A 14,266-nucleotide genomic window follows, 5' to 3' on the forward strand; every position below is an offset into this window, starting at 1 on the left:
GGGGTTCGCCCCGAATTGAGCCATGGTCTAGCACAGAATATTCCGGTGCAAAACGCCTTATGCAACATCTGGCGCAAATGTCGTCAGAGTTGATCTGATCAGGCGACTTCGGGAATTTCGTTTACGATCAAGCCCTGCCCGGGCAGGCGTGCGGCCTGTTCCGGCGTGCACAGAACCGGGCGCACCGCGCCGGGCGTTTCAAACAGATTGCGCAGCAATGTGTTGGTCAGCGAATGACCCGACTTGTCGCCCGTGAAACGGCCCAGAATCGGCCCGCCTGCCAGATAGAGGTCACCCAGAGCATCCAGCATCTTGTGGCGCACGGCTTCGTCGACGCGGCGGAACCCGCCGGGCGTCAGAACCTCGCTGCCCTGCACGACCACGGCGTTATCCAGAGTACCGCCCAGGGCCAGCCCGTGTTCGCGCATGGCTTCAACATCAATGCGGCGGCAGAAGGTGCGGCAATCGCTGAGTTCGCGCGCGAACGACCCGTTGCGCATATCCAGCGTCTTGGTCTGGCTGCCGATTGCGCTGTCTTCGAAATCGATGTGGAAATCGATGATCAGCCCATCCGCAGGTGCGATGCTTGCGCTGGCCCCTTCACGCGATGCGGTGACGGTCTTCAGCACCTCATAGGCCAGCACCGGGCTGGCCTGACGGCGCACGCCTCGGGCCATGATGCCGCGTACGAAATCGATCGAAGACCCGTCCATGATCGGAACTTCGGGGCCGTCGATTTCAATCAGTGCGTTGTGAACGCCGCACCCGGCCAAAGCTGCCATGATATGTTCGATGGTGGATACCGACACCCCGGCATCATTCACCAGACGGGTGCAAAGCGGGGTCCGTTCGACCACGTGATAGATCGCCGGGATCATCGCATCGCCCAGATGGATATCCGTCCGTTTGAACCAGATGCCATGACCAGCTGCTGCCGGTTTCAGGATCATGGTCGCAGGCTTGCCGCTATGCAGCCCGACGCCTTTAAACGTGACCGGAGATTTGAGCGTATGTTGCAAAATGGGCCTCGGCGAGTGGTGTCCAGCCTGCTAGGGCTGTGTTGGACACTCAGTTAAGGAAGCCCGCGTCAAGGCTCAACTCACTCTTTGTAACCGAATGAAACATGTATGTAACAGATCGGCAAAACCCTGCTTACCCGTTCGTAAGCCACTGTTTTAAAAAGAATTAGGGCCGCCAAATGGCGACCCCGTGAGTGGATTTTGTTACCGCGATCAGTTGGCCTGACGGCGCAGGAAGGCTGGAATTTCGATACGATCCTGATCCGGGTCGGCCTCATCGTGAATCGGTGCCGTGGCCTCGGACTGGCGCAGAGCGGGCTGCTGACGCGGCGGATGGGCCGGTGTATCAGAGGCATGCCCGGTCATCCGGTCGATCAGCCGATTGAAGCCAAACCGCGAGCGTTCTTCGGGTTCGTGATGCGAAACCGCCGCTTGCGGGCGGGGCGCTGCGGCGCGCTGAGCTGCCGAGGGAACCTTCTGAACCGCTGCCTGCAAACGCTGGAGCGCTTCGGGCGACGGGGTGCCTGCGACAGGCGCGCGCGGGGCAACAAAAGCCTCGGGCGCCGGTTCTATTTGCTCGGGCTGCGGCTCGAATTCGGCGACGCGCGGCTGATAGGCCGGTGGCGGCAGATCGTCCTCATCCCGTTCATCAAACGGCTGGAACTTCGGCTGGGCGGGCTCTTCCGCGGCTTCAAACAGCGAAGGTTCGCGGTCCTCTTCCATCTGCGGCGCGGGCTCTGCCATTTCGGCGGCTGCGGGCGCTTCTTCGCGACCGTATTCTTCGGCCGAAACGGTGCGGGTCAGCGGCTCGGACATCGAGCGGCGCGCGACCGGAATATCAGCCGTTTTTTCGGTGGCGTCGATGCCGGTCGCAACAACCGACACGCGCATGCCGCCTTCCATCGCGGTATCCAGCGTCGAGCCGACGATGATGTTCGCCTCGGGGTCCACTTCCTCGCGGATGCGGTTGGCGGCTTCGTCCAGCTCGAACAGGGTCAGGTCGTGCGAACCGGTGATGTTGATCAGTACACCCTTGGCGCCCTTGAGGCTGATTTCGTCCAGCAGCGGGTTGGCGATGGCTTTTTCCGCCGCCTGAATGGCGCGGTCTTCGCCAGTTGCCTCACCGGTGCCCATCATGGCTTTGCCCATCTCGTCCATCACGGCGCGTACATCCGCAAAGTCGAGGTTGATCAGGCCCGGACGCACCATCAGGTCGGTTACGCCTTTGACACCCTGATACAGGACATCGTCGGCCATCGAGAACGCCTCGGTAAAGGTAGTCTTTTCATTGGCGAGGCGGAACAGGTTCTGGTTCGGAATGATGATCAGCGTGTCGACGACCCTTTGCAGTGCCTCAACACCGTCCTCGGCCTGACGCATCCGCTTGGCACCTTCGAACTGGAAGGGCTTGGTTACGACACCCACGGTCAGCACGCCCAGCTCACGCGCGGCCTGCGCGATGATCGGAGCGGCGCCGGTGCCGGTGCCGCCACCCATGCCCGCGGTGATAAAGCACATATGCGCGCCTGCCAGATGGTCGACGATCTGTTCGATGCTTTCTTCGGCAGCCGCGGCACCCACGGCCGGACGGGCCCCTGCCCCCAAACCTTCGGTGACCTTCACACCCAGTTGCACCCGCGCCGAGGACTGGCTTTGCTGCAGCGCCTGCGCATCGGTGTTGGCGACGACAAAATCGACGCCGTCCAGCTGTTTTTCAATCATGTTGTTGACAGCGTTACCGCCCGCACCGCCAACGCCAAATACTGTAATCCGAGGCTTCAGTTCGTCTTGCCCGGGCATCGAAAGATTCAATGTCATGCTCTGTCCGCCTGTATTTATGTTCCGCCAAAGCGGTATTTTTCTTACCTATCCTTGCTCGATTCTAGCGGGCTGATGCGAAAAGGTCACGTCAAAAATCGCGATTCACCACAAAATATGGAGGAAATAAGGCAGAAACCGGCGGCATTTCGCAGGTACTGCCAGATATAGCGGAAACAGCGGCGACCATCACAAGGCAGACGACCCCGGCGCGAGGACTCAGCCGTTCGTCACGCTTTGGTCGACCATCATTTACACTGCGGAAAACTGCTCAGGTCCTGCCGCGAGGCCTCTGCCGGGCCTTGTGGATATCTTGAGGGATAAATCGGCGCGCCGCAACCGGATTTTTCAACTGAGCGGCGCACTTGGACAGTTCAGGCTGGTTTCGGTGATGCTGCGCACCTCCTGGATTTCGCTTTCTGCAAACGAGGCCAGACGCACCATCAGACGGCCTTCGTGCAGGAAGGGCCACCAGCAGACGGGAATACCATCTGGATCATTATCATAGAGAAAGCAGATTTGACCGTTTGGCGTGGTGATCTGCCCATAGACACAGCCCTGCCCCTCTTGTCGCCAAACCGAAGCGTGACGGTTCAGAAATTGCTCGGTCCCTACGAAATAGCCGCTGCGAATCTCATGGAACGTGAGCGTTTTGCCGACGGCGGCATCCAGAAATGCCTCGGGCGTGATGATGGTCTGGGCCGAAACCCATCCCGGCAACAGGGCCGTACACAGCGCGGCCCGTTGCAGGTGTCTACCAATTGTCACGGAACCACCGGACGGCCCGCTTGAACGGGCGCGCGGCATATGTGTCGACCGGGATTTCGAAATCCCACCATTCGTCCTGCGGGTGCGCCGCAAACAGGCTAAGCCCCACTGAGGACGAGAACGCCGGTCCTGTCGCCGATTGCGGCAGGCCATGCACTCGCAGCGGGCGGCCCAGACGCACGCGTTGACCAAGGATGCGGGTCGCCAGACCGTCCAGCCCCATGATCTGACTGCCGCCACCGGTCAGAACGATCTGCTGGCTTGGCATGTGTTCAAACCCGGCCGCATCCAGACGCACGCGGACCTCTTCTAGAATTTCCTCGACGCGCGGACGCATGATGCCGATCAGTTCGGCCCGACTGACTGTGCGGCGGTCGTGTTCCCAGTCACCGGTATCGCCGCCGATATCGATCATGTCGCGGTCATCAGCGCCGGTCGCATGAACGCCGCCATTGAACGTCTTGATCCGCTCCGCAACTGCTGCGGGCACACCCAACCCCATCGAGATATCGGCGGTCACGTGATCGCCGCCCATACGCACGCAATCGGCATAGATCATGTGTTTCTTCATGAAGATCGAAACGCTGGTGGTACCGCCGCCCATGTCGATACAGGCCGCGCCCAGTTCCTGCTCATCTTCGACCAGCGCGGAAATTCCCGAGACATAGGCCGAGTTCGCAATCCCGGCGAGTTCCAGATCGCAGCGTTTGATACAGCGCACGATGTTCTGGATCGCCATCGCATCGACGGTCAGCATGTGCATATCGACCGCAAGGCTTTGGCCCATCTGCCCGCGCGGGTCGATCAGGCCCGAGCGGTTGTCGAGCGCAAAGTTGACCGGCTGTGCGTGCAGCACCTCGCGCCCGTCGCCGTAATCCGGCACGTCGCATGCGTTCAGAACACGACCCACTTCGGCCTCGGTCACCAACTGGCCATCCAGATCAACCTGTGCGTCCAGCCCGTAAGAGCGCGGGTTGGCCCCCGAGAAACAGGCGATGACGTGATCGACACGGATATCGGCCATCTTCTGTGCGGCCTGAAGCGCGGTGCGGATGGCGCGTTCGGTTTCCTGCATGGCGGTGACTTCGCCAAACTGTACGCCGCGCGAACGCGTCGTTGCGGCCCCGATAACCCGAAACCCCGTCTGCCCCGCCATTGAGCCGATGGTGTTATCTTCACTCAGCCGGCCCGATCCGTCAAAACGCAGAACGAGGCAGGCAATCTTGGAACTGCCCACATCCAGAATCGCGATCACACCGCGTTGCAATGCCTGGCGCCGCATCTGACGCATGGCGCGTTGGGACTGATAAAGATCGGTCATCATGCTCGTTACTGCCCGTTACTCAGTGTCACTTTTGTATTCCACCAGTCTTCGCTGGCGGCTTTGGTCATTCGGATGGTGGGACGCTGGCCTAGGCGCATGTCGACCACGGCCACGTCGCGTTCCAGAAGGTCCTGCACCTCGTTCACCGCAAGCACGCGTTCCAGCGCGCGCACCGGGCGCTCGGTCGGCAGCATGATGCGCTGGCCACGGTCCAGGACCAGATCCCAGCGCCGTTCACCCACGCGCACCAGCCCGCGCACACGATTGCCCAGGCTGCGGGCGGTCTGAAAGATCTCGAGCGCCTGTGCCACATGTGCATCCGCGCCCGCGCCCGCGATCAGCGGCAGGTCGGCATGGTCCTTGCGAGAGGTGGTTTCCTTGACATGCGCACCGGTCTCGTCGAGCAGTTCCAGCCCGTCATGCGTCCGCCAGACAATCACGGGCTGACGCTCGACCACGTTGACCTGAAGGATGCCGCCCGGACGGATACGTACGGTTGCCGATTTCACCGGATCAAGCCCGGTGATCGTGTCGCGCATCTGTTCGACATCCAGATCCCAGGAACTGATCGGGAAATCCAGAGGCACGACCTCGCGGATATCATCGGACAGGCTGGTGCCTGCCCCGTCGATGGCCATCAGGTTGACCATGAACTCGGGGCGTTCCTGAATCGAGGTGCGAATATCGGCAATATAGGTACCAAGCGCTTCGCGCCGTTCCTGAGAGGCAAAATAGACGCCAACTGCCGCGGCAATGGCGCAGATCGGCAGGCCAAGCTTGACGCCCAGACGGATGCCCGGTGTCAGCATCCAGCGCTGAAGACGATAGCTGAGGCGCGACGGGGCCGGATCGCTGCGGCGTGCGGTGCGGGAAAACACCCGCGCCCCGCGCAGACGCAGAATGGGCTGGGTGTCATGCGGTTCCGTATCTGCCGAGGCAAAATCGGCATCCGGCCCGGCAAGGGGCTTGGTGCGATGGATTTCCAGAGAGCGGCTGGCGATTAACGGTTGCATGAGGCGTCCTTAACCATCCAGGCGCAGAGCTGACCAAATGTCATGCCCATATGCGCGGCCTGTTCCGGGGCCAGCGAGGTGGGTGTCATGCCCGGCTGGGTGTTGGTTTCCAGCAGAAACAGCCCATCAGCACCCGCGCTGTCATCCCAGCGAAAATCGGTGCGGCTGACACCCTTGCAGCCCAAAGCATCATGCGCGCGCAAGGCATAATCCATACAGCGATCAAAGATATCCTGCGGGATATCGGCGGGGACCACGTGCCATGATCCGCCGGGTTTGTACTTGGCGTCATAATCGTACCAGCCGCCATCGGTCATGATCTCGGTCACGGTCAGGGCGCGGTCGCCCATCACGGTCACGGTCAGCTCGCGCCCGGCCACGTATTTCTCGACCATGATCTGGTCGGGCATGTCTTCGGACAGCTGCGGCGGGCCATTGGCGTTTTCGTGGACGATGTAGATACCGACACTGGACCCTTCGTTATTGGGCTTGGCCACATAGGGCGGTTCCATCACATGGGCGCGGGTCACTTCGGCACGCGGGACGATCACACTGGGGACAACGGGCAGGCCTTCGGCCTGATAGACGTCCTTGCTGCGTTGCTTGTCCATTGCCAGCGCCGAGGCCAGAACGCCCGAATGCGTATAGGGAATCCGCATCCATTCCAGCATTCCCTGCACGCAGCCATCTTCGCCCCAGCGGCCATGCAGGGCGTTGAAAACCACATCCGGTTGAATATCCAACAGGCGCGCATAGAGGTCGGGACCTGCGTCCAGTTCGACCACTTCAATACCTTCTCCCACAAGGGCGGCTGCGCATTCGCGCCCAGAGCTGAGAGACACCTCGCGTTCCGCCGAGGGGCCGCCCATCAATACCGCCACTTTGGGGTTTGTCCTGCTCGACATACCCAATGTGCGCCTCAATGTCCCCGGACCTTATGTGGTGGTCCGTACTGCGTTTATGCCTTTGATCCGTCGCCTGAATTTGCCTGTTTTGGTCTGACGGTCGGGGCTTTATTCTTTTAGCGGATCACCGACCCGCATGATTTCCCACTCTAGCGTGATGCCGCTTGTTTCGTAAACCTTTTTTCGCACCTCTTCGCCCAGACCTTCGAGGTCGTCAGCGGTGGCGGTGCCGGTATTGATCAGGAAGTTCGAGTGTTTCGGGCTCATCTGCGCCCCGCCGCGTGCCGCACCGCGCATTCCCGCATCGTCGATCACTTTCCACGCCTTGAGGTCATGCACGTCATCGGCCTGCCCGGTCGAGGAAAACCCGGCCGGGTTGCGGAACGTCGATCCGGCGCTGCGGTCCTTGGTGGGCTGTGTTTCGTCACGCTTTTTCAGTTGCGCTTCCATTCGGGCATGAAGATCATCGGGATCGCCGGACGGGCCTTCGAACGTGGCCGAAATCAGAACGGCGCCTTCGGGCAAGTCGGACTGGCGATAGCGAAAGTTCAGTTCCTCGGTCGTCAGGTCCCGCAGGTCGCCCTGCCGGGTGACAATGGTGGCCTTGCGCAGCACGTCCGCCGTGTAGCTGCCGTAACAGCCCGCATTCATCCGCACCGCGCCCCCGATCGAGCCGGGGATGGTGCGCAGAAAGGTCAGGTCCACACCCGCATCCGCGGCCTTGCGCGCAACATGCGCGTCCAGTGCGGCAGCGCCCGCGATGACCGTATTGCCCTCAACCGAGATGGCGTTGAACCCGCGCCCCAGCCGGATCACCACGGCCCGCAAGCCACCATCGCGCACGATGAGGTTCGAGCCGACCCCCATCGGGAAGACCGGCACACCATCCGGCAGATCGCGCAGGAAGGCCTGCAAGTCTTCGATATCGGCAGGTTGAAACAGGTAATCCGCCGGCCCACCGACGCGGAGCCATGTGAGGTCAGACAGGTTACGCGCTTTGGACAGGCGGCCCCGGACGTCAGGAAGGACAGGGGGAAGCCGTGTCATGTAGTCGCGCGCACCGCCAGGCTGCGCCCACCGACCCCGCCCATGATTGCGGCGAAAAGGAAGGGGAGAACGCCGGCAGTCAACCAGACCAGCGGGCCGAACGCCTTGTCTTCTTCACCCGTTCCGACACCGGCCAGCACGACGATCAGCCCCAGACCAACCGCGGATGTCAGCCCGATCAGCCACAGAAGGCTGCGCAGGCCAAGCCAGCGGCCCGCCGTAAACCCGGCAGCGGCACCCAGAACGAAGGAAACGAGCGGTAGATAGGCAAATGTGGCGATTGTCGCCATGACAGATCTCCTGAAGTTGGCCGGTTATTCTTTGGCCGCCTTCATGCCCTGCATTTTCGCCTTTGTCCAACGGGTCAGATAAATCACCGGCCAGCGCAGCACGGACATGCCCATTGCCAGCACCAGCAAACCGATCCAGGGGCCGTTTTCATAGGTGACATAGCCGACGATGGGAATGCCCACGATGATCAGGATATAGGCGCGCGTCCAGTGGTTGTCGGTACTGGGGATCAGCGCAAGGATGTTGGCGGCAAAGCCCCACAGGGCCGCCAGAGCGATAGACCATGTCATTCCGCGACCTCGTGCCCTGTCCATTTGCGCCAGTAATACCGGATGGGGTTGCGAAACATCGACACGAACCCGGCAAATGCCGCGACCGACCAGAACCAGCCATGGACATACCCAAGCCACACGACCAGCACTGGTGCGCAGATCAGCAGGACAAACCCCAGCGGGAATTGCAGCCGCATCGGCAACATTGCCACGATGGTGGCGCAGATCACCCAAAGCGCTGCAAAGATCATCGAATAGTCCATTCGCCCCTCCGAGGACACGCGACTGCTGCAGTCAGAGTATCACACTTTTAAGTTGTGCGACAAAATAAGTGACGCGTCAAACAGCTTGTTTTCTTTGCAATCTCTCGGGCAAGCCGTTGGCCCAGGCGCTGATCGTACCGGCCCCGAGGCAGACGACCATATCGCCCGGACGGGCCTGTTCGCGCACGAGGCGCTCAAGGTCGTCTTCATCCAGCAGCGCACGGGCGTGGCGGTGGCCGTGACGGATCAGGCCCTGCACCAGATCGTCGCGCGAGGCACCTTCGATCGGGTCTTCGCCAGCGGCAAAAACCTCGGCAATGGCCACAACATCGGCGTCGTTGAAGCAGGTGCAGAAATCATCAAACAGGTTGGACAGTCGGGAATAGCGGTGCGGCTGATGCACCGCAATCACGCGGCCTTCGGTCGCCTGACGGGCAGCCTTGAGAACAGCTGCGATTTCAACCGGGTGGTGGCCGTAATCGTCGATGATGGTGACACCGTCGATTTCTCCGACCTTTGTAAAGCGACGGTTGACGCCGCCGAAATTGGCCAGCGCATCGCGGATTTCCGCAGCTTTCATGCCCAGATGGCGGGCGACAGCCACAGCGGACAGCGCGTTTGAGACGTTGTGATCGCCGGGCATCGGCAGGGTGCAGCCTTCGATCATCTTGTCTTCGTATTGCAGGTGGATGTCGAAATGCGCCACGCCGCCCTTATAGGTCAGGTTCTCAGCCCGCACATCCGCCTGCGCGTTGAACCCATAGGTGCGCACGCGGCGGTCGGTGATGCGGCCGACAAGGGCCTGAACCTCGGCATGATCGGTGCAGCAGACGGCCAGACCGTAGAATGGCAGGTTCGAGACGAATTCGTAAAAGCCGTCGCGCAGCCTGTCGAAATCACCCCAATGTTCCATATGCTCGGGGTCGATATTGGTGACAATGGCAATGGTTGCGGGCAGGCGGTTGAACGAGCCATCGCTCTCGTCGGCTTCGACCACCATCCATTCGCCCTGCCCCATCCGCGCGTTCGATCCATAGGCGTGGATGATGCCGCCATTGATCACGGTCGGATCGAAATCGCCGGCCACCATCAGTTCGGCCATCATGGTCGTCGTGGTGGTCTTGCCGTGTGTTCCGGCAATGGCAATGTTTGAGCGCAGACGCATGAGTTCGGCCAGCATGTCGGCGCGGCGGACAACCGGCAGCCCTCGGGCGCGGGCTTGGTCCAGTTCCGGGTTACCCGGTTTGATCGCGGTCGAGACAACCACGACGGCGGCGTTTTCAAGGTTTTCGGCGCGCTGGCCGACGAAAATCTCGGCTCCCAAACTGGCCAGCCGGTCGGTGATCTTCGAGGCTTTCAAATCGGAGCCCTGCACCTGATACCCCAGGTTCAGCAGCACCTCGGCGATGCCCGACATGCCAATCCCGCCGATGCCCACAAAATGGATCGGCCCTACGTCCTGCGGCAGTTTGGTTGCTGGGTTCATGTGGTCTCCTTCTGCGCCAGCAGCTCGACCAGAGCGACCAGACGCTGGGTGGCATCGGGCGCCCCGACCGACAGGGCGCCATGGGCCATTTTCTGTGCGGCTTCGGGGTTCGTGAGAACCGTGGTGATTTGCTGTGTCAGCGTGGGAACGTCAAGCGCATTTTCCGGGATCATGATGGCCCCGCCGGCCTGCACCAGCCCGCGCGCGTTGGCGGTCTGATGATCCCCGGCGGCGGCGGCAAACGGAATCAGGATCGAAGGACGACCGATGACCGAGATATCGGCCACGCTGGACGCGCCCGAGCGCGAGATCACAAGCTGCGCATCCGACATGCGGCGGGGAATGTCATCGAAGAAGGGCTGAACGTCGGCGCGGATACCATGATCTTGGTAGAATGCGCTGACCCGTTCGCCATCTTCATCCCGCGCCTGATGCGAGACACGGATATGCGCGCGAAGGTCTTGGGGCAGCGCGGCAATCGCGCCGGGCACTATATCGCTGAGGATGCGCGCGCCTTGCGAGCCGCCCATCACCAGAACCGACATCGGGTAATCACCCGGCGGGATATACCCGGCGGCGGCGCGGTCCAGAACCGCGGCACGCACCGGGTTGCCGGTGTGGATGCCATGCGCGCCTTCGGGCAGATCCGTCGGCCAGACGCCGCAGGCCACCTGTGCAACGCGGGTTGCAAACAGTTGGTTCACGCGGCCCAGTACCCCGTTCTGTTCATGGATCATCCGCGGAATTTTCAGCAGGGTCGCTGCGCCCAGCGCCGGGATCGAGGGATAACCGCCAAAGCCTACGACAACATCGGGTTTGTCGCGCATCATCTGGAAGACCATGCTGGTGACACCACCAGCGATAATCGGGCCAACCATCGCCTTGGCCGCCAGACCGCCACGGGCGAAGGTGGCCGAGGACGCCTCGACAATTTCAGTCGAATGGGGAAAGCCGCCGGTATAGCGCGCACCGCGCGGGTCGGTGGACAGGCGCACGCGCCAGCCCTTGTGCAGCATCGCCTCGGCCAGCGCCTGAGCGGGGAACATATGGCCCCCGGTGCCGCCAGCCGCAATCAACAGGTAAGGGTTCCCCATTATCCTCGTCCGCGCAGAATATCGCCTAGTTCGCCCTGTGGGCGGTTTCGGGTGAAGGCCAGCAGCATGCCGACGGCAATACCGCCTGCAATCAGCGACGAGCCGCCATAGCTGACGAACGGCAAAGTCATGCCTTTGGCGGGCAACAGACGTACCGCAACACCCATGTTGATCATCGCCTGAACGCCAAACATGCAGGCCAGACCGGTACCGGCCAGACGAATGAACATGTCGCGTTCGCGCATCAGCCGCAGCAGCGAGCGCACGACGATCAGCGCATACAGCGCAATGATGATCATGACGAGGATCAGGCCGTATTCCTCGGCCGCGACGGCGATGATGAAATCGGTATGGGCATCGGGCAGTGACCATTTCACCTGCCCTTCCCCCACGCCGACGCCGAACAACCCGCCTTCGCGGATGGCGTTGGTTGCATAGCCAAGCTGGGTGGTCGGATCGACCTCTTGATTCAGAAAGCCGTCGATGCGGCGGGCAAAGTGTTCGGAATTCGAATAGGCCAACATCCCGCCCAGAACGACAACACCGGCCATGCCCAGCAACAGCAGCATCGGGGCCCCGGCCACGAAATACATGACGCCCCAGCCGAACAGGATCAGGCAGGCCTGACCGAAATCGGGTTGCATCACCAACATGGCCACGATGGCCATGCAGAGCGCAAAGGACCACAACCGCCCCGGAGGACCGTTGATTTCCTGCGAGGCGGCCAGCAGCCATGCAGCCACGACGACAAAGCCGGGTTTCAGAAACTCGGACGGTTGCAGCGAGGCAAAGCCCAGTGAATACCAGCGCACCGCGCCTTTGCCGAAATCCGTTCCAAACACCGGCAGGAAGACCAGAGCGACGAAGGCCCCCAGAAAACCCAGAACGGCCAGACGCCGCACCAAGGTTGGAGACATCATCGAGGTCAGCAGCATCGCGATCAGCGCCAATCCGCCAAAGAAGGCCTGGCGCTCGACATAATGGAAGGGATCGAACCCGTTACGACCGGCCAGCGGCGGCGAAGAGGCCAGCCCCAGCAACAGTCCGATGGTAAACAGGATCAGAACGCAGGACATCGTCCAGCGATCGATAGTACGCCACCATTTCGGTAGAATCGGTTCTCCGCGCTGGTCCTGGACCGCGCCATACACCATCTCAGTCATGAGATACCGCCACTCTCTGCCTCGTTAACGCCCCGTTTTCGGGATCTGGCTGAAAGTCTACATGCAATTTGGCGATCAGGCCAGCCTGTTCGCGGGCAAATCGGGATTTCCCGCCCAAGACCCGTGCCGCACACCCGGACCGCCGGTCAGCCGTGTTGCGACGGCCACCGGGCGGAAGGCGGCGGGCTGTCAGACTTTGGTCAGCAGCAGCGGCACATCCAGCAACCCCGCCACACCGAACAGTTCGGCCCTGGGGGGTGGCGTGTAACCGTTGATCGCGTCAGCTTGCAGGGTTCCTGCGGCAGAGGACCAATACCAGTGGGTGTTGTCGAAACGCGTTGCAGATGTTTCGAGGTTCTTGAAGATGGCTTTGATCTGCACACCATTGAGAACATTGGGCGACTTTCGCTGCATCATCGCGATCGCCCCTGCAACGAGGGCCGAGGCCCCCGAAGTTCCGCCGAATTCAGTATAAAGCCCGGCAGGATCATCCACAGCCTTTTTTCGGGTTTCGACAGCCGCGGCAAGGCTGCCTTCGACATAGCCCCGCGGGCCCGGCACATCCAACGTCACCAACCTTTGAGATGCGAAATCGACAATCGGGATCGCGTCACCACTGCCGTCGCGTTTCAGGTGATGTTTCGGGTTTTCCAGATGGAAGTCAGTGGCCGAGGCTGCATCACGGTCCAGACGAATTTGATAGCGGTTGTATATCTCACCGTCATCCGAGGGGGCGGAAACGGTCAGATCAGCAGAGTAGTTCGAATACCCGGACCGGGTGCCATTATAGTTGACGGCCCCCACCGAGATGATCCCGTTGGTTGGATCACCAGACAAGCTGGCAGGATAAATCAACTCGCTTCGACCGTCATTGCCAGCGGCACAGACCACCGGAATTCTCGTGCTGACCCATTTGATGATCTTGTCCAGCGCCGACCATGCCATCGAGATGTCGCGCGCGTCGCCGTCGGGTTCGTCGCGCCTCGTCTCGTGCAGGCGGGTCTTTTCGTGCGAGTCCAGACCCGGATAGAACGGCTCGGTGCCAGTGGCAGGGCGAAATCTATATCCCGGCCAGTGGTCCGGGTTCGCGGCATCGCGCGGAAACAGGATGACATGCGCGCCTTTGTGGAGGGCATAAAGAAACGCCGCAATCAATTCTTCCGGGCTGGGCGAGATCGACGTCGTGATCGGAATAATCCTGCTTTTGGGATCGACCCCGTAATACGCCGCGATATTGCCGGTATTGCCGAATTGATCGGCTGCAAAGCTGGTTCCGCAGGCCAGCCCGGCACAGCTGGTGCCGTGCCCGGCATAGCGATCGTCATAGGCATCGATGTAACGTTTGACGCCAAAACCCGACCTCAGCCCGGCAATCACCCGCCGTTCCTGAGAGGTCAGGCCCGGAATGCCCAAGGGGTCCTGAATGCCCGACAGATGTTGCACCTGTTCTTCGATATGCTCGGCCCCTGCCGCAACAGTCGACCGGTCGATGTATTTGACGCCGAACGGGTGGCTGGCCAGATCAAGGGCGTCGTCGCGAATGACCCTGTCCGCCGGAACCGGTCCGGTGTCCGGCGATTTCAGGTTCGGGTGATGCGGGGCCACGCCCATGTCGATCAGGGCGATTTTCGCTTCGGCCAGAGCGGGACCTGTGAAATCCCAGGTCGCGGTATCGATTTCCGGGCAGGTCTCTCCGTCGGCGGGTAGGGGCGCCTTGACGGTCAAGGCTTTGATCGCGACCAGATGCCAGAGATAGTAATAGCGTGCGTAGTCTTCGTTTCCTGCGGTCATTTCGTCACCTCG

14 protein-coding genes are annotated in these 14,266 nt (G+C 61.3%); all 14 read right to left on the reverse strand.

The features are described from left to right. Positions 1–98: 98 nt before the first annotated feature. Positions 99–1,019: a UDP-3-O-acyl-N-acetylglucosamine deacetylase gene (lpxC, locus tag ACR0ID_RS06375; RefSeq protein ID WP_480516302.1), complete on the reverse strand. Its 921-nt coding sequence runs from the start codon at positions 1,017–1,019 to the stop codon at positions 99–101. Between the two features lie 213 nt (positions 1,020–1,232). Then, the gene (ftsZ, locus tag ACR0ID_RS06380) at positions 1,233–2,837 is read right to left on the reverse strand and encodes a cell division protein FtsZ (protein ID WP_480604437.1); all 1,605 of its coding nucleotides are present in this window, start codon (positions 2,835–2,837) and stop codon (positions 1,233–1,235) included. A 348-nt stretch (positions 2,838–3,185) separates the two neighbouring features. After that, positions 3,186–3,605, reverse strand: a complete 420-nt coding sequence (locus tag ACR0ID_RS06385; RefSeq protein ID WP_480604439.1) for a hypothetical protein — start codon at positions 3,603–3,605, stop codon at positions 3,186–3,188. Next, complete coding sequence (ftsA, locus tag ACR0ID_RS06390; protein ID WP_480475961.1) at positions 3,592–4,926, reverse strand: cell division protein FtsA; 1,335 nt, start codon at positions 4,924–4,926, stop codon at positions 3,592–3,594. The genes ACR0ID_RS06385 and ftsA overlap by 14 nt, the downstream gene beginning before the upstream one ends. Positions 4,927–4,934: 8 nt before the next feature. After that, positions 4,935–5,942 carry a cell division protein FtsQ/DivIB gene (locus tag ACR0ID_RS06395; protein ID WP_480475959.1) on the reverse strand — a complete coding sequence of 336 codons (1,008 nt, stop codon included), beginning with the start codon at positions 5,940–5,942 and terminating at the stop codon, positions 4,935–4,937. Then, complete coding sequence (locus tag ACR0ID_RS06400) at positions 5,930–6,847, reverse strand: D-alanine--D-alanine ligase (protein ID WP_480604441.1); 918 nt, start codon at positions 6,845–6,847, stop codon at positions 5,930–5,932. Before ACR0ID_RS06400 ends, ACR0ID_RS06395 begins: the two co-directional genes overlap by 13 nt. A 108-nt stretch (positions 6,848–6,955) precedes the next feature. Continuing rightward, positions 6,956–7,894, reverse strand: coding sequence for a UDP-N-acetylmuramate dehydrogenase (gene murB / locus ACR0ID_RS06405; protein WP_480493806.1), 939 nt, complete (start codon positions 7,892–7,894; stop codon positions 6,956–6,958). Further along, a complete protein-coding gene (locus ACR0ID_RS06410; protein ID WP_209504519.1) occupies positions 7,891–8,184 on the reverse strand; it encodes a hypothetical protein in 294 nt (97 codons plus the stop codon). Before ACR0ID_RS06410 ends, murB begins: the two co-directional genes overlap by 4 nt. A gap of 24 nt (positions 8,185–8,208) precedes the next feature. Further along, positions 8,209–8,475 (reverse strand): DUF2484 family protein, encoded by a 267-nt coding sequence (locus ACR0ID_RS06415; protein ID WP_480475955.1) that lies wholly within the window; start codon positions 8,473–8,475, stop codon positions 8,209–8,211. Then, a complete protein-coding gene (locus tag ACR0ID_RS06420; protein WP_480475953.1) occupies positions 8,472–8,720 on the reverse strand; it encodes a DUF2484 family protein in 249 nt (82 codons plus the stop codon). The genes ACR0ID_RS06415 and ACR0ID_RS06420 overlap by 4 nt, the downstream gene beginning before the upstream one ends. 76 nt (positions 8,721–8,796) lie before the next feature. Next, positions 8,797–10,206, reverse strand: coding sequence for a UDP-N-acetylmuramate--L-alanine ligase (gene murC / locus ACR0ID_RS06425; protein ID WP_480604443.1), 1,410 nt, complete (start codon positions 10,204–10,206; stop codon positions 8,797–8,799). Then, positions 10,203–11,300 carry a UDP-N-acetylglucosamine--N-acetylmuramyl-(pentapeptide) pyrophosphoryl-undecaprenol N-acetylglucosamine transferase gene (locus ACR0ID_RS06430; protein ID WP_480604445.1) on the reverse strand — a complete coding sequence of 366 codons (1,098 nt, stop codon included), beginning with the start codon at positions 11,298–11,300 and terminating at the stop codon, positions 10,203–10,205. Before ACR0ID_RS06430 ends, murC begins: the two co-directional genes overlap by 4 nt. After that, positions 11,300–12,463, reverse strand: a complete 1,164-nt coding sequence (gene ftsW / locus ACR0ID_RS06435) for a putative lipid II flippase FtsW (protein WP_480475947.1) — start codon at positions 12,461–12,463, stop codon at positions 11,300–11,302. The genes ACR0ID_RS06430 and ftsW overlap by 1 nt, the downstream gene beginning before the upstream one ends. Positions 12,464–12,652: 189 nt before the next feature. Continuing rightward, positions 12,653–14,254, reverse strand: a complete 1,602-nt coding sequence (locus ACR0ID_RS06440; protein WP_480604447.1) for a S8 family serine peptidase — start codon at positions 14,252–14,254, stop codon at positions 12,653–12,655. Between the last annotated feature and the right edge of the window lie 12 nt (positions 14,255–14,266).

This window comes from Ruegeria sp. AL2 (genome assembly GCF_056540845.1).